General features: G+C 68.7%; 18 protein-coding genes and 1 tRNA gene. 11 read left to right on the top strand and 8 right to left on the bottom strand.

The window, feature by feature from the left end; all coding sequences use genetic code 11:
- Window positions 1-38: 38 nt before the first annotated feature.
- Window positions 39-1,001, bottom strand: coding sequence for a zinc metalloprotease HtpX (locus MLG_RS02815; RefSeq protein WP_011628299.1), 963 nt, complete (start codon window positions 999-1,001; stop codon window positions 39-41).
- Between the two features lie 412 nt (window positions 1,002-1,413).
- Here MLG_RS02815 and MLG_RS02820 point away from each other — a divergent pair, with 412 nt between their 5' ends.
- From MLG_RS02820 to MLG_RS02835, 4 genes are all read left to right on the top strand, one after another.
- Complete coding sequence (locus MLG_RS02820) at window positions 1,414-2,967, top strand: 2-isopropylmalate synthase (protein ID WP_011628300.1); 1,554 nt, start codon at window positions 1,414-1,416, stop codon at window positions 2,965-2,967.
- A 4-nt stretch (window positions 2,968-2,971) separates the two neighbouring features.
- The gene (locus MLG_RS02825; RefSeq protein WP_011628301.1) at window positions 2,972-3,766 is read left to right on the top strand and encodes a uracil-DNA glycosylase; all 795 of its coding nucleotides are present in this window, start codon (window positions 2,972-2,974) and stop codon (window positions 3,764-3,766) included.
- A 70-nt stretch (window positions 3,767-3,836) separates the two neighbouring features.
- On the top strand, window positions 3,837-4,280 hold the full coding sequence (gene rimI, locus MLG_RS02830) for a ribosomal protein S18-alanine N-acetyltransferase (protein WP_232209276.1): 444 nt from the start codon (window positions 3,837-3,839) through the stop codon (window positions 4,278-4,280).
- A gap of 4 nt (window positions 4,281-4,284) precedes the next feature.
- Window positions 4,285-4,476: a DUF2970 domain-containing protein gene (locus tag MLG_RS02835; protein WP_049753507.1), complete on the top strand. Its 192-nt coding sequence runs from the start codon at window positions 4,285-4,287 to the stop codon at window positions 4,474-4,476.
- A 61-nt stretch (window positions 4,477-4,537) separates the two neighbouring features.
- Here MLG_RS02835 and MLG_RS02840 read toward each other — a convergent pair whose 3' ends face one another.
- The 4 genes from MLG_RS02840 to MLG_RS02855 all read right to left on the bottom strand — a co-directional run bounded on the left by MLG_RS02840 (window position 4,538) and on the right by MLG_RS02855 (window position 10,098).
- A complete protein-coding gene (locus MLG_RS02840) occupies window positions 4,538-7,291 on the bottom strand; it encodes a valine--tRNA ligase (protein ID WP_011628304.1) in 2,754 nt (917 codons plus the stop codon).
- Window positions 7,292-7,445: 154 nt separating this feature from the next.
- A complete protein-coding gene (locus tag MLG_RS02845) occupies window positions 7,446-7,979 on the bottom strand; it encodes a GNAT family N-acetyltransferase (protein ID WP_011628305.1) in 534 nt (177 codons plus the stop codon).
- A 183-nt stretch (window positions 7,980-8,162) separates the two neighbouring features.
- Window positions 8,163-8,603, bottom strand: coding sequence for a DNA polymerase III subunit chi (locus MLG_RS02850; RefSeq protein ID WP_011628306.1), 441 nt, complete (start codon window positions 8,601-8,603; stop codon window positions 8,163-8,165).
- A gap of 1 nt (window position 8,604) precedes the next feature.
- The gene (locus tag MLG_RS02855; RefSeq protein ID WP_011628307.1) at window positions 8,605-10,098 is read right to left on the bottom strand and encodes a leucyl aminopeptidase; all 1,494 of its coding nucleotides are present in this window, start codon (window positions 10,096-10,098) and stop codon (window positions 8,605-8,607) included.
- Window positions 10,099-10,254: 156 nt separating this feature from the next.
- Here MLG_RS02855 and lptF point away from each other — a divergent pair, with 156 nt between their 5' ends.
- Both lptF and lptG read left to right on the top strand, forming a co-directional pair.
- Entirely contained in the window at window positions 10,255-11,373 is a 1,119-nt protein-coding gene (gene lptF, locus MLG_RS02860) for an LPS export ABC transporter permease LptF (RefSeq protein WP_011628308.1), read from the top strand.
- Window positions 11,370-12,452, top strand: coding sequence for an LPS export ABC transporter permease LptG (gene lptG / locus MLG_RS02865; RefSeq protein WP_011628309.1), 1,083 nt, complete (start codon window positions 11,370-11,372; stop codon window positions 12,450-12,452). The genes lptF and lptG overlap by 4 nt, the downstream gene beginning before the upstream one ends.
- Before the next feature lie 25 nt (window positions 12,453-12,477).
- Here the strand turns inward: lptG and MLG_RS02870 are convergent, their stop codons facing one another.
- Together MLG_RS02870 and MLG_RS02875 are read right to left on the bottom strand one after the other, a co-directional pair.
- Complete coding sequence (locus tag MLG_RS02870) at window positions 12,478-13,023, bottom strand: RDD family protein (RefSeq protein ID WP_011628310.1); 546 nt, start codon at window positions 13,021-13,023, stop codon at window positions 12,478-12,480.
- Between the two features lie 41 nt (window positions 13,024-13,064).
- Window positions 13,065-13,139 (bottom strand) — tRNA-Glu (locus MLG_RS02875).
- 81 nt (window positions 13,140-13,220) lie between these two features.
- On the opposite strand from MLG_RS02875, the gene pcnB reads away from it, so the two are divergent.
- The 5 genes from pcnB (at window position 13,221) to panD (ending at window position 17,359) form a co-directional block, all read left to right on the top strand.
- The gene (gene pcnB / locus MLG_RS02880) at window positions 13,221-14,582 is read left to right on the top strand and encodes a polynucleotide adenylyltransferase PcnB (RefSeq protein ID WP_049753508.1); all 1,362 of its coding nucleotides are present in this window, start codon (window positions 13,221-13,223) and stop codon (window positions 14,580-14,582) included.
- Window positions 14,583-14,628: 46 nt separating this feature from the next.
- A complete protein-coding gene (folK, locus tag MLG_RS02885; RefSeq protein WP_232209277.1) occupies window positions 14,629-15,120 on the top strand; it encodes a 2-amino-4-hydroxy-6-hydroxymethyldihydropteridine diphosphokinase in 492 nt (163 codons plus the stop codon).
- 43 nt (window positions 15,121-15,163) lie between these two features.
- Entirely contained in the window at window positions 15,164-15,997 is an 834-nt protein-coding gene (gene panB, locus MLG_RS02890) for a 3-methyl-2-oxobutanoate hydroxymethyltransferase (RefSeq protein ID WP_011628313.1), read from the top strand.
- Complete coding sequence (gene panC, locus MLG_RS02895) at window positions 15,994-16,854, top strand: pantoate--beta-alanine ligase (RefSeq protein WP_011628314.1); 861 nt, start codon at window positions 15,994-15,996, stop codon at window positions 16,852-16,854. The genes panB and panC overlap by 4 nt, the downstream gene beginning before the upstream one ends.
- 124 nt (window positions 16,855-16,978) lie before the next feature.
- A complete protein-coding gene (gene panD, locus MLG_RS02900) occupies window positions 16,979-17,359 on the top strand; it encodes an aspartate 1-decarboxylase (protein WP_011628315.1) in 381 nt (126 codons plus the stop codon).
- A gap of 365 nt (window positions 17,360-17,724) precedes the next feature.
- Here panD and queG read toward each other — a convergent pair whose 3' ends face one another.
- Window positions 17,725-18,801, bottom strand: coding sequence for a tRNA epoxyqueuosine(34) reductase QueG (queG, locus tag MLG_RS02905; RefSeq protein WP_041717882.1), 1,077 nt, complete (start codon window positions 18,799-18,801; stop codon window positions 17,725-17,727).
- Window positions 18,802-18,814: the final 13 nt, after the last annotated feature.

Consider the following 18,814-nt stretch of genomic DNA (forward strand, 5'->3'; position numbering starts at 1 on the left):
CACAGCGGGATGCCCCCGCCACCCCGGCTCGCCATCGGTCAGGGCCAGCGCCGCCGGATCAGCCAGTAGCGCCGCTGCGGGCGGGTGGCCGGCGGGATGACCCGCAGGGTGAACGGCGGCCGACCCAAGAGCTCCGACGGGGTCGCCGCCGGTCGCCGATGCGCCAGGTTCTGCAGGCGTTGGATGCGCTCCTCGGTTGGTGGGTGGGTGCGCAGCCATGGCGGGGCCAGTTGCGGGGTGCGCCCGAAGAGGCTGCGCAACCAGCCCCCATTGAACCGTTCCAGCTTCACCAGGGCCGACATCAACCCTTCGGGGTCGCCGGTGAGGTTCGCCGCCTCCATGTCCGCCGCGTACTCCCGGTTCCGGGACAGGGCCAGTTGCAGCAGGGTGCTGGCGCTGGGGGCGAACAGAATGGCGAGGAAGAGCAGCCAGGGGATGGGCAGCTCGCCCGCCAGCCACCAGGGCAACAGCAGGAGCAGCACCACCTGGCCCAGCACCGCCGCCCAGAAGGTGAGCCGGGCCATGGCGTCGGCCATGGCCATCACCGTGGTGTCGTTGTGCCGCAGGTGGCTGACCTCGTGGGCCAGTACGCCGGCCAGTTCGCGCAGGTTCAAGGTGCGCAGCAGACCGCTGCTGACGGCGATGCCGCCGTCGTCCCGGTGACCGACCGCAAAGGCATTTAAGGCCGGAGAGGGCAGGTAATAGAGCGTGGGGCGGTGGCGCAGCCCCGCCCGTCGGTAGAGCTCCGTCAGCACCTGGTAGAGCTCCGGCGCCGCCCGCACCGGCAAGGGCGAGGCACCGGAGTGGGCAAGCAGCAACCGGGCGGGCAGGCTGCGCGCCGCGAGGCTGGTGATCAGCGCCAGGGCCACCGCCCAGACCAACCCGGCGCCGCCGGCCAGGAGCCAGCCCATCAGCCCCAGGAGCAGGGTCAGACCCCCTAACAGCAGGGCGGCGGCGAGCAGATTCTGTAGCTTGCGGTACGCCAGGTTTGCGGTGTCCATCCGGTCAGTTATGACGGAAACCGGTGCTCGGGCGCAAGCGTTCGGGTGGCGGCCGCCGGCCCGGGGGGAAAGACCCGGCAGGACGGTGGTGATTGGGGTTGTCAGTGCACAGGGTTCGCGTTTATAGTCAAGCTCAATCGGTTCCAACACAACGGCCAGAGTGTTCCATACCTCATGATCTTCCAAGGGTTGCCCAGCGACGCAATCTCCACCGGCGCCTCCCGGCGTTGGGCGTCGTCCCTGTCCGGCCGTCCGCTGCTGACCTTCACCAGTCTGCGACTGCTGCTGCCGCAAGGCAGCTAAGTCACCCCCACCTCACAGTCTGTCCAGTTTCCAGGCCCGCGTCTCGGCAGCGGGAGGGTATTCGTATAAGGTGGTCGGCGTGCGCGGCCGGCCTTCCGGGAGAACCATCATGAGCGAGAAAGAAAGACTCATCATCTTCGACACCACGTTGCGCGACGGCGAGCAGAGCCCCGGCGCCTCCATGACCCGCGAGGAGAAGGTGCGCATCGGCCGTGCCCTGGAGCGACTGAAGGTGGATGTCATCGAGGCCGGTTTCCCCGCCGCCAGCGAAGGCGACTTCGAGTCGGTCCGCGCCGTCGCCCGTGCGGTACGGGGCAGCCGTATCTGCGGCCTGGCGCGCGCCCGCGAGGACGATATCCGGCGGGCCGGTGAGGCGCTGCAGGAGGCCGAGGCCGGGCGTATCCACACCTTCCTGGCCACCTCGCCCATCCACATGGAGAAGAAGCTGCGGATGACCCCCGACGAGGTGGTGGATGCCGCCGTCCGGGCGGTGAAGCTGGCCCGCTCCCTTTGCGACGATGTGGAGTTCTCGCCGGAGGACGCCGGGCGTTCCGATCCGGAGTTCCTCTGCCGGGTCATTGAGGCGGTGATCGACGCTGGCGCCGGCACCGTGAACATCCCCGATACGGTGGGCTACAACCTGCCCGAGCAATTCGGCGGGTTGATCGGGCGGCTGCGCGAGCGGGTGCCCAACTCCGACAAGGCGGTCTTCTCGGTGCACTGCCACAACGATCTGGGGGTGGCGGTGGCCAACTCCCTGGCCGCGGTGATGAACGGGGCCCGACAGGTGGAGTGCACCATCAACGGCCTGGGCGAGCGGGCCGGCAACGCCGCACTGGAGGAGGTGGTCATGGCGGTGCGCACCCGGCAGGACTTCTTCCCCTGCGACACCGGGATCGATGCCCACGAGATCGTCCCTGCCAGCCGCCTGGTGGCCAATATCACCGGTTTCCAGCCCCAGCCGAACAAGGCCATCGTGGGCGCCAACGCCTTCGCCCACGAGTCGGGCATCCACCAGGACGGGGTGCTCAAGCACCGCGAGACCTACGAGATCATGCGCGCCGAGGACGTGGGCTGGCACACCAACCGCATGGTGCTGGGCAAGCACTCGGGCCGCAACGCCTTCCGCGCCCGGCTCAAGGATCTGGGCATCGAGTTTGAGTCGGAGGAGCAGCTTAACGAGGCCTTTCAGCGCTTCAAGGGGCTGGCGGACAAGAAGCACGAGATCTTCGACGAGGACCTGCAGGCGCTGGTCACCGAGGCCAACCTGGAGCTGGAGAACGAGCGTTACCGGCTGCTCGCGCTGCGGGTCTGCTCCGAGACCGGGGAGACCCCGGAGGCGATTGTCACCCTGGCGGTGGACGGCCACGAGCGCAGGGCGGTCTGTCCGGGCAGTGGTCCGGTAGATGCCGCCTTCAAGGCCATTGAGGAGCTGGTCGGGGCGGCGGATACCGAGCTGTTGCTCTACTCGGTGAGCAATATCACCACCGGGACCGACTCCCAGGGCGAGGTGACCGTGCGCCTGGAACGGGGTGGGCGGATCGTCAACGGGCAAGGCTCGGACACCGACATCGTCATCGCCTCGGCCAAGGCCTACCTGAACGCCCTGAACAAGATCGACCAGGGTGAGCTGCGGCGCCACCCGCAGGCGGCGGACGTTTAGCGCCATGGGCGACGCTGGCCGCGACGCCCGCCGGTACCAACGGCTGCGGCAGATGGGGGTTGATCTCTATGTGCCGCGGCCGGGGGCGGGGCCGCAGGTGGCGGATGCCGTTCCGGCCGGGCCGGACCCGGTGCGGGATGGGGCGCCAGAGCCCGGGCCGGCGCCGGCGGACGTGGTCACGGCGCCCCCCGCGGCGGAACCGGCCGCTGCCTCCGAGGCGGACCCCACCAGCGGTGACGTGGCGCGGCTGAACTGGGCCGCTCTGGAAGACCGGGTGGCCGGGTGCCGCCTGTGCGGGCTCTGTGAAGGGCGCCGTAACACCGTCTTCGGGGTGGGCAGTCGGCAGGCGGATCTGGTCCTGGTGGGCGAGGGGCCCGGGGCCGAGGAGGATAAGCGGGGCGAGCCCTTCGTGGGCCAGGCCGGGCGCCTGTTGGATCGCATGCTGGCCGCCATCGGCCTGGATCGCTCCCGGGTCTACATCTGCAACGTGGTGAAGTGCCGGCCGCCGCGCAATCGCGACCCGCGGCCCGAGGAGGTCGCGGCGTGCCGGCCTTATCTGGAACGTCAGCTCACCCTGCTGGAGCCACGCTTGATCGTCGCCCTGGGCCGGGTCTCCGCCCATCAGCTACTCAATGTCACCACGCCGCTGGGGCGGCTCCGGGGTGGGCTGCATCGCTATGCCCCGGTGGATGTCCCCTTGCTGGCCACCTATCATCCTGCTTACCTGTTACGTAACCCCGCGGACAAGGCGAGGGCCTGGGAGGATCTCAAGCGTATCCGCCGGATCCTGGCGGAATAGCCCTGTGCCCGGCCCATCGGAGGCGCCCATGGTAGCCGTCGTTGCCCCCCGGCCCGGAAGGATCCGGGCGATGATTGAGGCGGATCTCCCCGAAGTGGTGCAGGTGGAGCAGCGCTCCTATTCCTGGCCGTGGTCCTACGGCATCTTCCGCGACTGCCTGCGCGCCGGGTATCCCGGCTGGGTCTATGTGCGGGGCGGGCATATCGTGGGCTTCGTGCTGATCTCGGCGGTGGCCGGAGAGGGCCATATCCTGAACCTATGCGTCAGTCCGGAGGTGCGCCGGGAGGGGGTGGGGCAGGCGCTGCTGGAACGGGTGATCGCGGATGCCCCCACCTTCGAGGTGCAGGAGCTCTTCCTGGAGGTGCGACCCAGCAACAAGGGCGCCCAGGCTCTCTACCGCTCGGCGGGCTTCGAGCGAATCGGGCGACGCCGCGGCTATTACCCGGCTACCGGGGGGCGGGAGGATGCCCTGGTGCTGGCGCGGCTGATCGAGGGGCCGGGCGGTGGGGCGTGAGCGGATGGGCTGGTGGCAGGTCCTGATGAGCACCCTGGCGGCGGCCTTCGGGGTGCAGACCGAGCAGGCCCGGCGGCGCGATTTTACCCAGGGGAGCCCCTGGTTGTTCATCGCCGCCGGCGTGGCCTTCACGCTGGTCTTTATCCTGGTTCTGGTGCTGATCGTCCGGGTAGTGCTCGCCAGCGCCGGGGCTTGAGCCCGGTGGGCAGCGTCGCCCTGACGCGACCCGCCGCCTCAGGCTCGGCCCGGTATGCCGCTCAGACCCGGGCGATCTTCTCGCGCTGGGTCTCGATCTTCTCCAGGGCGGAGCGCTGGTCGGCGAGTTTGTCGCGCTCCTTCTGGACCACCGCCTCCGGCGCCTTGGTGATGAAGTTCTCGTTGCCCAGTTTGCCCTCCAGGCGCGCCACCTCCTTTTGCAGGCGCTGGCGGGCCTTGTCCAGGCGGGCCAGCTCGGCGTCCTTGTCGATCAGGCCGGCCATGGGTACCAGGAGCTGCATGTCGCCCACCAGGGCGATGGCGGATTCGGGCGCCTCGCCGGTGACCTCCTCGATGGACTCCAGCCGGGCCAGGGTCTTGAGGAAGGCGTCGTAGTTCTCCAACCGGGCGCGGTCCTCGGGGGCGGTGTTCTGCAGCAGCACCGGTAGTGGCTTGGCCGGTGACAGATCCATCTCGCCACGGATGCGGCGCACGCCCAGCACGAACTGCTTGATCCAGGCGATGTCCGCCTCGGCGGCGTTGTCCACCAGCCCGGCCTCGGCCACCGGGTAGGGCTGGGTCATGATGCTGTCGCCCTGCTTGCCCGCCAGCGGCGCGATTTGCTGCCAGACGGCCTCGGTGATGAAGGGCATGATCGGGTGGGTGAGCCGCAGGACGGCCTCCAGCACCCGTACCAGGGTGCGGCGGGTGCCGCGCAGCAGGGCCGGGTCGTCGGACTGGTTGAGCACCGGCTTGGACAGCTCCAGGTACCAGTCGCAGTACTCGTCCCAGATGAACTCGTGGATGGCCTGGGCGGCCAGGTCCAGACGGTAACCGTCCAGTGCCTCGCGCACCCGCAGCTCGGTGCGTTGGAGCTGCGAGATGATCCAGCGGTCGGCCACTGTGAGCTTCACGTCCTCGGCGGCCACCCCGGTGTCGTGGCCCTCGGTGTTCATCAGCACGTAGCGGGCCGCGTTCCAGATCTTGTTGCAGAAATTGCGGTAGCCCTCAGCACGGCCCAGGTCGAAGACCACATCGCGGCCGGTGGTGGCCAGTGAGGCGAAGGTGAAGCGCAGGGCGTCGGTGCCGTGGGCGGGGATGCCGTCCGGGAACTGCTTGCGGGTGGCCTTTTCGATCCGCTTCGCCATCTGCGGCTGCATCAGCCCGCTGGTGCGCTTGGCCACCAGCTCTTCCAGCTCGATGCCCTCGATGATGTCCAGCGGGTCGAGGACGTTGCCCTTGGACTTGGACATCTTCTGCCCGTCCGGGTCGCGCACCAGGCCGTGGATGTAGATCTCCCGGAAGGGCACGTCGTCCATGAAGTGCAGGCCCATCATGATCATCCGGGCGACCCAGAAGAAGATGATGTCGAAGCCGGTGACCAGCACCGAGGTGGGGTAGAAGGTGCGTAGCGCCTCGGTTTCGTCGGGCCAGCCCAGGGTGGAGAAGGGCCAGAGCGCGGAGCTGAACCAGGTGTCCAGCACGTCCTCGTCCTGGTGCAGCGGCACGTTGCCCAGGTTGTGCCGTGCGCGCACCTCCTCCTCGGTGCGGCCCACGTAGACATGGCCTTCGGCGTCGTACCAGGCGGGGATGCGGTGCCCCCACCAGATCTGGCGGCTGATGCACCAGTCCTGGATGTTATTCATCCACTCGTAGTAGGTGCGGTCCCAGTTCCCGGGGATAAACCGGATGCGGCCCGCTTCCACCGCCTCGATGGCCGGCCGGGCCAGCGGTTCGGCGCGGACGTACCACTGGTCGGTGAGGAAGGGCTCCAGCACGGCGCCGCTGCGGTCGCCGCGCGGCACCATCAGTGTGTGGTCCTCCACCTTCTCCAGCAGGCCCAGTTCATCCAAGTCGGCCACGATGCGCTTGCGCGCCTCGAACCGGTCCAGCCCCTGGTAGGCCTTGGGCGCGTGCTCGTTGATGGCGGCATCCGGGGTGAGGATGTTGATCTTCGCCAGGTCGTGGCGCTCGCCCACGGCGTAGTCGTTGAAGTCGTGGGCCGGGGTGATCTTGACGCAGCCGGAGCCGAATTCCGGGTCCACGTAGTCGTCGGCGATCACCGGGATCTGACGGCCGGTGAGCGGCAGGTCCACCGTCTTGCCCACCAGGTGCCTGAACCGCTCGTCCTCCGGGTGCACCGCCACGGCGGTGTCGCCGAGCATGGTCTCCGGCCGGGTGGTGGCCACCACCACGTGGCCCGAGCCGTCGGAGATCGGGTAGCGCATGTGCCAGATGTGGCCCTGTTCCTCCTGGCTGGTGACCTCCAGGTCGGAGACGGCGGTGTGCAGCACCGGATCCCAGTTGACCAGCCGCTTGCCCCGGTAGATCAGGCCGTCCTCGTAGAGCCGCACGAAGACCTCGCGCACCGCACGGGACAGCCCCTCGTCCATGGTGAAGCGCTCGCGGGACCAGTCCACCGACGCCCCCATGCGCCGCAGCTGGCGGGTGATGGTGCCGCCGGATTCCGCCTTCCATTGCCAGACCCGCTCGAGGAACTTCTCGCGGCCCAGATCGAAGCGGGACTTGCCCTCGGCCTCCAGCTGGCGCTCCACCACCATCTGGGTGGCGATGCCGGCGTGGTCGGTGCCGGGCTGCCAGAGGGTGTTGCGGCCGCACATGCGCTGGTAGCGGATCAGCGCATCCATGATGGTGTCCTGGAAGGCGTGGCCCATGTGCAGCGTGCCCGTCACATTGGGTGGCGGGATCATGATGCAGTAGGGCTCACCCTCGCCGGAGGGGGCGAAATGCCCGTGCTCTTCCCAGTAGGCGTACCACTTTTCCTCGATGGCCTGCGGCTGGTAGGTCTTTTCCATGTATCCGGTCTGATCCGATTGGGTTGGGGGCTTGGAAAACTCGTTATCTTACCGCAGTTTCCGCTAACGCGCAGGGCAGCGCCCGGGCATCCGGGGTCACCGGGCGGTTTCCGTTCCGCCCGCCTTACCGGGCCTCAGTGGGTGGTGGGGGCGGTCAAAGGGCCTTTTCCGCGATCACGAAGGCGGGGTCGTCCGGATCCTGTCGGATGTTGAAGCCCAGTAGCACGGCCAGATGGATCATGCCCCGGTTGTCGCGGGCGATGGTGCCATAAACCCGTTCATAACCGGCCTCTGCCGCCGCCTGCAGGGCCATGCGCAGGGCCGCCTGGGCCAGGCCCAGGCCACGGACCTCGGGGCGCAGCGAGACTGAGAACTCGCAGTCACGGCCATTGGCCTCTCCGGTGATGCGGGCGCCGCCCACGATCTCCCCGGCCAGACCGTCCTGCCCCTCCAGCACCAGGCAGAAATCCCGCGCCAGGTCCGGGTTGCAGAAGGCCCGTGCCGCGTCCTCGCTCAATTCCGGCACGGCATGCAGCATGCGGAACCAACGCTCCTGGGGCGACAGGGCCTGGTAGCCGCGCATCAGCGATGGGGCGTCGCTGGGGCGGATGGGCCGCAGGAGATAACGTTGTCCGTCCTTGGCTTGCACCTCCCGTTCTTGCAGTGACTTTGCTACGCGTTGGGTCATGCGGGTTCCTCCGGAAACGCCCTGGTCATCGTTCGGTTATGGGTATGAGGCGGCTCGCCACATCAAACTCGCCCCTGAACGAGGACGGTGCACCCCTCATCGTATGTAGTATGGAAGGAAACCACCAGGTGCTGCGCCCCCTTAGAGGCAAGGGGATGGTTGCCTGTCCGAGGATTGGTGAGGTCAGCGCACGTCATGCTTTTCCGGCGTGACACCGGCCTGCTGGTAGGTGCGGAAGTGGCTGCGGGTGGTGTGCAGAATCTCCGGATCCTGCACCACCACCTCGAACACACGGCCGAATGCCGTCCACTCCGGCGGGATGTCCGCGGCCAGGTTGATCAGCAGGGCGTCGGGCCGCGGCTCGGGCCGGTCGCCGATCACCACCGGCTCATCCTCGGCCTCCGCCTGCACCGCGTGGGGGATGAAGCTCTCCTTGCGGAAGGTCCACAGCAGGGTGTCCAGCCGGCGGGCCTGCTGCGGGTCATGCACCTGGATATGGATATGCCGGACGCCGTGCTCGAGCCCCTTGGCCACCAGCTCACAGGCAAAGCGCTCCCGCTGAACCGGGTCGGTGGCGCGGTTCAGCACGTAGAAGCGCACCAGCGGTTGCGGCTGCCCACTCACCTCAGGCCCCGGCCCGGTCCATGAGGTACCGGGTGAGCAGCGGCACCGGCCGGCCGGTGGCGCCTTTCTGCTCACCGGTGAGCCAGGCGGTGCCGGCGATATCCAGGTGGGCCCACTGGTAGCGCTTGGTGAAGCGGGCCAGGAAGCTGGCGGCGGTGATGGTGCCGGCCGGTCGCCCACCGATGTTGGCCATGTCGGCGAAGTTGCTCTTGAGCTGCTCGTCGTACTCCGGGTCCAGGGGCAGTTCCCAGCATTTGTCGCCGCTGGTCTCACCGGCATCCTGCAGGGCCTTGACCAGGGGCGGATGGTTGCCCAGCACCGCACTCCGGTGGTGACCCAGGGCGATGATGCAGGCCCCGGTGAGGGTGGCGATGTCGACGATCTCCTTGGGCTTGAAGCGCTCGGACCAGGTAAGGGCGTCGCACAGCACCAGCCGGCCCTCGGCGTCGGTGTTGAGCACCTCCACTGTCTGCCCGGACAGGGTCTGGATAATGTCCCCCGGGCGGGTGGCCTTGCCGTCGGGCATGTTGTCGCTGGCCGGCACCACGCCCACCACGTTGATGGGCAGGTTCATCTCGGCCACCGCCTGCAGGGTGCCGAACACGCTGGCGGCGCCGCACATGTCGAACTTCATCTCGTCCATGGCCGCCCCGGGTTTCAGGGAGATGCCGCCGGTGTCGAAGGTGATCCCCTTGCCCACCAGCACGTAGGGCTGCTCGTCCTTCTTGCCGCCGTTCCACTCCATGGCGATCAGGCGCGGCTCCTCCTGGCTGCCCTGGGCCACCGCCAGCAGCGCGCCCATGCCCAGCTTCTTCATGTCCTTGCGGTCCAGGCTCTGCACCTTGAGTTTGTCGAACCGCTTGCCCAGCGCCTTGGCCTGGTCGGCCAGGTAGCTGGGGGTGCAGACGTTACCGGGCAGGTTGCCGAGGTCGCGGGCCAGGCTCATGCCCCGGCCGACCGCCATCCCCTGCGCCAGGGCCTCATCGGCGACTTTGGCCTCGGCCTTGTCCGCCACCCCCAGGGCGAGCTTCTTCAGCGGCTTCCTGGGCGTTTCCGCCTCGCTCTTCATGTCGTCGAAGCGGTAGAGGGCGCCGGTCACGCCGATGGCGAGCTGCTGGACCCGCCAGGCCAGGTCGCGGGTCTTCACCTCGACCTCCGGCAGGTAGAAGGTCGCCTCACCGGCGCCGCAGTCCTGCGCCGCCTGGGCGGCGGCGGTGACGGCCTTGCGGTAGGTGCGCTCGTCCAGGTCGCGCTCCACGCCCAGGCCCACCAGCAGAACCCGGGCGGCCTTGACGTTGTCCAGATCGGTGAGCAGGCGGGTCTGACCGGGCTTGGCCTCGATATCGCCCCGCTTCAGGGCCGCGGTTATGGCGCCGCCGCTGGCCTCGTCCACGGCCTTGGCGGCAGGGGACAGGCGGCGGCGCTCGAACACGCCCACCACGGCGCAGGGGCTGCTGACGGTATCGGCGGTCTTGCTCTTGACGGTGTGGTCCATGAAACGCTCCCTTGTGGGCCCGGGCGGACGCGCGAACTCGCCAGGGCCGGCGGCCCTCGGTTACGCTTCGGCGCCCTTGATGGGTTAGTCACCGTGACTTCCGTCGAGTAGTCTAATCTGCGCAACGTCCCTTTTGCAGCCGTAGAGGCCCCGAGCTTGTCGCCCATCCGCATTCCCGTCGTCGATCGCTACCTGGTGCGCGAGGTGTTGTTCGCCTGGCTGGCGGTGCTGTTGGTGCTGTTCGCGGTGCTGGCGACCAACCGGCTGATCGGCTATCTGGGCGATGCCGCCGGTGGCGAACTGCCCGGTGGGGTCATCCTCACCCTGCTGGGCCTGCAGACGGTTCGCTATCTGGGCATGATTCTGCCCGCCAGCTTCTTTCTGGGCATCGTCCTCGCCTTTGGCCGGCTCTACCGGGACAGCGAGATGGCGGTGATGTCCGCCTGCGGGATCGGGCCCTGGCGGCAGTTTCGCGCGCTGCTCTGGTTGGCCCTGCCGCTGGCAGGGCTGGTGGGGCTGCTGTCGCTGTACTGGGGGCCGGCGGCGACCCAGAAGGCGGAGCAGGTGCAGGCCGAGGCGGAGGCCCAGGTGGAGTTCGCCGCCCTGCAGGCCGGCCGTTTCCTGCAGGCGCGCGGGGCCACCGAAGGAACGCTCTACCTGGAACGGCTCAGCGAAGACCAGCGCGAGATGGAGGACGTCTTCATCCGCGCCGGTGGCACCGCGGACCGGGTGGTCCTGGCGGCCCGGCGCGGGGTACAGGAGAAGGACCCGGAGACCGGTGACCGCTACCTGGTGCTGCTGGATGGCTGGCGTTACGACGGCCGACCGGGCGCTGCGGACTGGCGGGTGACCCGCTTCGAGCGCCACGGGGTCCTGGTGGCGGAGGGTTCGGAGGAGGTGGCCGTGCGCCTGCGCCGCAATGCTCAGCCCACCGCCGAGCTGTGGGGTTCCGACCATCCGGCCGACCGGGCCGAGGTGCAATGGCGGCTGGCGATGCCGGCCATGACCCTCCTGCTGGCGCTGCTGGCGGTGCCGCTCAGCAAGAGCGCGCCGCGGGACGGGCGTTACGGGCGCCTGCTCTCTGCCGTGTTGGTCTATGTGGGCTATTTCCAGTTTCTGACCGTGGGCCAGGATTGGCTGGAGACGGGCCAGGTCCCGGCTGCCCTTGGGCTCTGGTGGTTGCATGGGGCGGTGCTGGCCGTGGGCGTGCTGGGCCTGCTCTGGCGCTTCGACCTGCTGCCCGCGCGTGGCGGGCACAAGGGGCGGGCACCATGATCCGGTTGCTGGACCGTTATCTGATCATCACCGTGGTGGCGAGCGCCCTGGTGGCGCTGGTGGTCATCATGTCGCTGGACCTGGTGTTCAGCTTCGTGGACGAGGGCGGGGATATCGGCACCGCCGATTACGGGCCGTTATCGGCCCTCGCCTATGTGCTGCTCAGTAGCCCGTCCCGGGCCTATGAGGCCTTTCCCTTCGCGACCCTTATCGGTGCGCTGATGGGGTTGGGTGCGTTGGCGGCGCGCAATGAGCTGACGGTGATGCGTGCGGCCGGTGTCTCGGTATTGCAGATCGCCCGGGCGGTGGCGGCTGGCGGCCTGGTGCTGGCGCTGATCGCCATGGCCATGGGCGAGTGGGTGGTGCCGCCGGCCGAGCGGGCGGCCACCGAGCTGCGCGCCAGCGCCATGGCCCGCGACGTCGGTATCAGCGGGGCCGGTGGCTTGTGGGCGCGGGACGGCGGCCAGTTCATCGAGGTGCGGCGGGCCCGCAGCCCGGCCCACCTGGAGGGGCTGACCATCTATCACTTCGAGGAGCGCGATGGCGAGCCGATGACCCTGCGTCGGGTCCTCTCCGGCAGCGAGGCGTTGTTTCGGGACGGCCGGTGGATCCTGCGCGAGCCGGGCGAGGTGCATCTGCACGCCGATGGCATCAGTGTCGCCGATCTGGGTGACGAGAAGGTGTGGGAGAGCGCCCTGTCACCGGCGGTGCTGGATGTGGTGGTGGTGGATCCGGAAAGCCTGTCCATGGCCGATTTGCGCACCTACATCGGCTATCTGGAGGCCAACGAGTTGGACAGCGGCGAATGGCGGCTGGCCTTCTGGGTCAAGGTGGCCACCCCCATCTCCACCCTGGCCATGCTGCTGCTGACCATCCCGCTGGTGTTCGGGGCGGTGCGCTCCACCGGGGCCGGGCAGCGCATCTTTATCGGGGTGCTGATCGGGGTGGCGTTCTTCCTGGTCAACCGCATGCTCAACCACGCCGGGGTGGTCTTCGGGCTGCCGCCCTCGGCCAGCGCCCTGCTGCCGGCATTCGCCTTCCTGGCCGCCGGTATCCTGGGGATTCTCAAGGTGCGCTGAGACGGGCCCTTAGCGCCGCCCGCGACTATCGGGCGGGCTTCGCGGGTCGCGGTTCCCGCACCACCAGGGTGCCGGCCAGCCGGTCGTGCACCCCGCGACGCCAGGGGTCGGCGAGGATCCAGCCAAACATGAGCAGTAAAGGCAGCCCCGAGAGCAGGAAGGTGAAGTGGCGCGGGCCCGTCGTCTGCCCCTCGGACCAGCCGGAGAAGTAGGCCCCGTAAAGCCCGAGGAGGAGGGCCGCCCAGCCGAGCAGCGGCAGCAGGATGCGCAACAGCGCGGTGCGCAGGGTCACCCGCCGGCCCTCCGGGTCCACCAGCCGCAGCCGCCAGGTCTTCATGCCCAGGGTCTGCCCGCCGCGAACCCAGCAGTAGACGAAGTAGCCGCCGGCCAGGAACAGCAGATAGAGCTGATAGAGCGTCCCCGGCAGCGTGCCGGATTCGATGGCGTCACCGCCGGTGAACAGCAGGGGCAGCGCGCCGCCCACCATCAGGATGGCCAGGACCAGCATCAGGTCGTAGACGAACGCAACGAGCCGGACCGTGAAACTCGCGGGATAGGCGTGCTGGGGCATGGCGTCCGGGCCGGATAGGGATCAGCGGGTGGTAGGGAAGATGGCGCTCCCACGGGGAATTGAACCCCGGTTTCCGCCTTGAGAGGGCGGCGTCCTGACCGCTAGACGATGGGAGCGTTTTGCTTGTTAACTCGGCAGCGCCGAACAGGGGTGGTATTATACGCGCCCATTTCGCAGTCTCAAGTGCCAATTTCCACGTGACGGAACAGACCATCAACTCCGACAACCCCGCGATCGTTCCCAGGGATCAGCACCGCATCTCCCGCGCGGATATCAGCGAGAACGCCCTCAAGGTCCTGTACCGGCTGAAGAATGCCGGCTACGGTGCCTACCTGGTGGGCGGCGGCGTGCGCGACCTGTCCCTGGGTCATGAGCCCAAGGATTTCGACGTGGCCACGGACGCCCGGCCCGAGGAGGTACGGGAGCTGTTTCGCAACTGTCGGCTGATCGGCCGCCGCTTCCGCCTGGCCCACGTGCAGTTCGGCCGCGAGATCATTGAGGTGGCCACCTTCCGCGCCCTGCATGATCCGGAGAGCCAGGACGACGACGAGGCCGACGGTGATTTCGACGATGACGACGTCGAGGTCCGTGACCGGGCCGTGGGCGAGGTGGCCTTCGAGAACGGCCGCATCGTGCGCGACAACGTATACGGCACCCTGGAAGAGGATGCCCTACGGCGCGACTTCACCATCAACGCGCTCTACTACAACATCGCTGACTTCAGCGTGGTGGACCACGCCGGCGGGCTGAAGGACCTGGATCAGGGGGTCATCCGCCTGATGGGCGACCCGGAGACCCGCTACCGGGAGGATCCGGTGCGGATGCTGCGTGCGGTGCGCTTCGCCGCCAAGCTGGGCTTCCGCATCCATCCCGATACCGCCGAGCCGCTGCCGCGCATGGCCCACCTGCTGGCCGAGGTGCCGCCGGCGCGCCTGTTCGATGAGGTGCTCAAGCTCTTTATGGGCGGGCTGGCCGCCGAGACCTTCGAGATGCTGCGCCAACACGGCCTGTTCGCACCCCTCTTCCCGATGACCGAGCGGGAGATCGAGGCGGACCAGCACGGCGTGGTGCTCTCGTTCATCGCCCAGGCCCTGAAGAACACCGACGAGCGCATCGAGAACGGCAAGCCGGTCACGCCCGCCTTCCTGTTCGCCGCCCTGCTGTGGCCGGCGGTGGTGGCCCGCTCCCTGGCCCTGCAGGCGGAAGAGGACGTGCCCCCGGTGCCGGCGCTGCAGCAGGCCGCCGCCGAGATCCAGCGGCGTCAGCGCCAGAGCGTGGCCATCCCCAAGCGTTTCGGGATCCCCATGGGCGAGATCTGGACCCTGCAGCCGCGCTTCGACCAGCGTACCGGCAAGCGCCCGCTGCGCTTCATGGGCCACCCGCGGTTCCGTGCCGCCTACGATTTCCTGCTGCTGCGTGCGACCATCGGCGAGGTGCCCGAGGCCCTGGCCGAGTGGTGGACCCAGTTTCAGGAGCTGCACCCGGAGCAGCGCGCACAGGTGGTCCTGGACCAGAAAGGCGGACGCGGCCGCCGGGGCCGGCGCCGCCGGCGCCGCTGAGCACCGGCGGCTCCACCGCGGGGCGCCGCAGGCCATGAGTGACTGGGTGACGGCATACCTGGGGCTGGGCAGCAACCTGAACGGTCCGCGCGCGCAGATCGAGCGGGCTGTGGCGGCGCTGGCCCGGCTGCCCGGGTGCCGGGGGCTGCGCAGCTCGTCGCTCTACCGCAATCCGCCCATGGGCCCGGTGGACCAGCCCGACTTCGTCAACGCCGTGGTCGCCCTGCGCACCCGGCTGGACCCGCTGGTGCTGTTGGACCAGATTCAGGGGCTGGAGCGCCAGCAGGGACGGGTGCGCGGTCGCTACTGGGGTGAGCGCACGCTGGACGTGGACCTGTTGCTCTACGGCGACCATCGGGTCGCCCATGCGCGGTTGACCGTGCCCCATCCCGGGCTGCCGCACCGCGCCTTCGTGCTGTATCCTCTGGCCGAACTGGCGGACGCGCCGCCGCTGCCCGGCCTTCCGGCCCTGGAGACGCTGTTGGCCGGCTGCGGCGGAGAATCACTCGAGAAGATCGCGCCGCCGCCGTTGCCTTGAGCCCGATTGTCCTGTCACCTCCAGCAGGAGATACGCTGTAGCCATGTATACCGGTGACCCGCCGCAGACCCGTCGCCCCGTCACTGTCGGGCGGCTGCAGAGGATGAAGGCGGACGGCCAGAAGGTCGTCGCCCTCACGGCCTACGACTACACCTTTGCCGTGGCGGAGGACCAGGCCGGGGTGGACGTCATCCTGGTGGGCGACTCCCTGGGCATGGTGGTCCAGGGGCGGGACACCACCGTGCCGGTCACAGTGGAGGAGATGGTCTACCACACCCGCTGCGTCACCGCGGCCCGGCCTTCCGCCCTGGTGATGGCCGACATGCCCTTTATGAGCTACGCCACCCTGGAGGACGGCCTGCGCAACGCCGCCCGGTTGATGCAGGAGGGCGGGGCGCAGATGATCAAGCTGGAGGGGGCCGGTGAGCAGGCCGAACTGGTGGCCCGACTGGCCCGTGCCGGCATTCCGGTGTGCGCCCACCTGGGGCTGCAGCCGCAACTGGTGCACAAGCTGGGGGGGTACCGGGTGCAGGGGCGGGAGAGCGCGGCCGCCGACGCCATGCTGGCCGATGCCCAGGCCCTCGAGGCGGCGGGCGCCGACCTGCTGCTGCTGGAGTGTGTGCCCGCCGAGTTGGGCCGGCGCATCAGCCAGGGGCTGGAGATCCCGGTGATCGGTATCGGCGCCGGGCCCGATTGTGACGGCCAGATCCTGGTCCTGCAGGACATCCTGGGGGTTACCCCGGGCCGGATCCCGCGGTTCTCCAAGAACTTCATGAACGGCGCCGGCAGTATCCAGTGTGCCCTTCAGGCCTATGTGCAGGCGGTGCGTAGCGGTGCCTTTCCGGATGCGGCGCACTCGTTCGGAGGGCAGGGGTGAAGCGGCTGAAGCGCACAGCGGATCTGCGCGCCTTGGTGGCCGACTGGCGCCGGGAGGGCCTCCGGGTGGGCCTGGTGCCCACCATGGGCAATCTGCACGAGGGGCACCTGGCCCTGGCCGAGTATCTGGCGCCGCACTGTGACCGGCTGGTGACCAGCATCTTCGTCAATCCGCTGCAGTTCGGCCCCAACGAGGATTACGAGAGCTATCCACGCACCTTTGGTGAGGACTGTGCCGGCCTTGAGGCGCGTGGGGTGGATGCGGTGTTCGCGCCCCCGGTGGAGGAGATGTACCGCGGCGGCGTGCGCCAGGCCACCCGGGTGGAGGTGGGGGCGCTGGCTGAGCGTCTTTGCGGTATCAGCCGGCCCGGCCACTTCACGGGGGTGGCCACGGTGGTGGTCAAGCTGTTCAACCTGGTACAGCCGGACGTGGCGGTCTTCGGCCGCAAGGACTACCAGCAGTTGCGGGTGATCGAGCAGGTGGTCTCGGACCTGAATATCCCGGTGGAGGTGCGGGGCATGCCCACGGTGCGTGAGCCGGACGGGCTGGCCATGAGTTCGCGCAACGGCTATCTCACCCAGCAGGAGCGGCATATCGCGCCGGGCCTCTACCGCACGTTGCAGGGGATGGCGAAGCGGATCCGGGCGGGGGATGACGACTACCGTCGCCTGGAGGCGCGCGGGCGGGCCATGCTGGCGGAACAGGGCTTTCAGCCGGACTACCTGGAGGTGTGCCGGGCCGACGATCTGACCCCGGCGGCGCCAGGCGACCGGGGCCTGGTGGTGGCGGGTGCGGCCTGGTTGGGACGGGCGCGCCTGATCGATAATATCGAATTGGAATTGAACCGGGATCAATAAATCAGCATAATCCGCGACTGAAATGTGCGGTTGCACAAGAGCGCCTCGTCACCCCTGTCGGGCCTGTACGGGTCTGGCTTCGCGTGGAGCGGCGAGTTGTACGGCAAGAAAACGGTGATTCGGTATGCAATTGAACATGCTGAAATGCAAGCTGCACCAGGCCTGCGTGACGGATACAGAGCTGGACTACGAGGGGTCCTGCGCCATTGATGCCAACCTCATGGATGCCGCCGGTATCCGCGAGTTCGAGCAGATCCATGTCTACAATCTGGCGAACGGTGCGCGGTTCACCACCTATGCCATCCGTGGCGAGGCCGGTTCGCGCATGATCTCCATGAACGGTGCGGCGGCGCATCTGTGCAGTGAGGGTGACCGTATCATCATCTGCTGCTACGCCAACGTGGACGAGTCGGAGCTGGACCGCCACGAGCCCGCGCTGGTCTACTGCGACGGCGATAACCGGATTACCCACCAGCGCAACGGCATCCCGCTGCAGGTGGCCTGATCCTGATGCGCTGAGGGCGCCCCGCTGGCGTCCACCGGCGTGATGCGATGCAAAAAGCCGTTTCCGGTCAGGTTTCCGGAGCGGCTTTTCTCGTTTTTGATGTGGTGTTGGGGGCGGCGTTGGGGCCGAGGGGCGGGTGCCGAAGGTTTTCCCCCGTCATCGCGAGGGCCGAAGGCCCGTGGCGATCCAGGGCGGTAGACTGCCGCGTCGGCTTCGCCTCCTCGCAGTGACGGGGAGGGTCGCCACCCCCGTCATCGCGAGGAGCGCAGCGACGTGGCGATCCACAGGCCCTGGACTGCCACATCGGCTCTGCCTCCTCGCAGTGCCGGGTGGGGGTTGTGCTTCTCTTCCGGAAAAATGACGGCTTATTCCGCGTTTCCGGGTTCCGTCAACCGTCTCAAGGCCCACGCCACATGCTCGCGCACCAGGGCTGACGGGTGCTCCTGTCGCGCCTCCAGCGCCGCCACGGCCTCGGCGCTGGCCGGCCCGTTGCCCAAGGCTACGGCGAGGTTGCGCAGCCACCGCTCGTGCCCCAGGCGACGGATCGCCGAGCCCGCCATCCGGTCGAGAAACTGCGATTCGGTCCAGCCGAACAGTTCCACCAGGTCCGCGTGGTCCAGGTTGTGCCGCGGTTGGAAGTCCCCCTCCGCCGTCGGCCGGGCGAACTTGTTCCACGGGCAGATGAGCTGGCAGTCGTCGCAGCCGAACACCCGGTTGCCCATCAGCGGCCGCAGCGGCTCCGGGATCGGGCCGTCGTGTTCGATGGTGAGGTAACTGATGCAGAGGCGGGCATCGAGTTGGTAGGGGCCGACGATGGCCCCCGTCGGGCAGACATCGATACAGGCGCGGCACCGGCCGCAGTGGCCGCGGCGCCGTGGCGGGTCGGCGGGCAGGGGCAGGTCCGTGAACAGCTCCCCCAGGAAGAACCACGAGCTGGCGTCCCGGTCCATCAACAGCGTGTGCTTGCCGATCCAGCCCAGGTCCGCCTCCCGGCCCACCGCCTTCTCCAGCACCGGGGCGCTGTCCACAAAGGCGCGGTAACCGTACGGCCCCACCTCGGTCTCGATCCGCCGGGCGAGTTTCTGCAGCCGCTGGCGCATCAGCTTGTGATAGTCCCGCCCCAGGGCGTAGCGGGCGACATAGGCCTTGCGCCCGTCCGCCAGCACCGACCAGGGCTCCGCCCCCGCCGGCTGGTAGTCCAGCCGCACCGAGATGATCCGCCCCGTGCCCGGCAGCAGCCGCTGCGGTCGGCTGCGCTTCACCCCGTGGCGCCCCATCCAGCCCATGGTCCCCTGCCAGCCCCGGCGCAGCCAGCGCAGCAACCAGTACTCATCCTGGCGCAGGTCCGGGTCGGCGATACCCACGCCGGTGAACCCCAGCTCGCCCGCCCAGACGCGGATGCGTTCGGCCAGCGCCTGCATGTCATCGGCTGTTCTCTCCATCCGCCCATTGTAA

The sequence above is a fragment of the Alkalilimnicola ehrlichii MLHE-1 genome, from assembly GCF_000014785.1.
Taxonomy (GTDB): domain Bacteria; phylum Pseudomonadota; class Gammaproteobacteria; order Nitrococcales; family Halorhodospiraceae; genus Alkalilimnicola; species Alkalilimnicola ehrlichii.

Excerpts from the sequence above, each read along its gene's own strand:
- MLG_RS02815 (WP_011628299.1), bottom strand. The coding sequence starts at position 1,001 with ATGGACACCGCAAACCTGGCGTACCGCAAGCTACAGAATCTGCTCGCC.
- MLG_RS02820 (WP_011628300.1), top strand. The coding sequence starts at position 1,414 with ATGAGCGAGAAAGAAAGACTCATCATCTTCGACACCACGTTGCGCGAC.
- MLG_RS02825 (WP_011628301.1), top strand. The coding sequence starts at position 2,972 with ATGGGCGACGCTGGCCGCGACGCCCGCCGGTACCAACGGCTGCGGCAG.
- rimI (WP_232209276.1), top strand. The coding sequence starts at position 3,837 with ATGATTGAGGCGGATCTCCCCGAAGTGGTGCAGGTGGAGCAGCGCTCC.
- MLG_RS02835 (WP_049753507.1), top strand. The coding sequence starts at position 4,285 with ATGGGCTGGTGGCAGGTCCTGATGAGCACCCTGGCGGCGGCCTTCGGG.
- MLG_RS02840 (WP_011628304.1), bottom strand. The coding sequence starts at position 7,291 with ATGGAAAAGACCTACCAGCCGCAGGCCATCGAGGAAAAGTGGTACGCC.
- MLG_RS02845 (WP_011628305.1), bottom strand. The coding sequence starts at position 7,979 with ATGACCCAACGCGTAGCAAAGTCACTGCAAGAACGGGAGGTGCAAGCC.
- MLG_RS02855 (WP_011628307.1), bottom strand. The coding sequence starts at position 10,098 with ATGGACCACACCGTCAAGAGCAAGACCGCCGATACCGTCAGCAGCCCC.
- lptG (WP_011628309.1), top strand. The coding sequence starts at position 11,370 with ATGATCCGGTTGCTGGACCGTTATCTGATCATCACCGTGGTGGCGAGC.
- MLG_RS02870 (WP_011628310.1), bottom strand. The coding sequence starts at position 13,023 with ATGCCCCAGCACGCCTATCCCGCGAGTTTCACGGTCCGGCTCGTTGCG.
- panB (WP_011628313.1), top strand. The coding sequence starts at position 15,164 with ATGTATACCGGTGACCCGCCGCAGACCCGTCGCCCCGTCACTGTCGGG.
- panD (WP_011628315.1), top strand. The coding sequence starts at position 16,979 with ATGCAATTGAACATGCTGAAATGCAAGCTGCACCAGGCCTGCGTGACG.
- queG (WP_041717882.1), bottom strand. The coding sequence starts at position 18,801 with ATGGAGAGAACAGCCGATGACATGCAGGCGCTGGCCGAACGCATCCGC.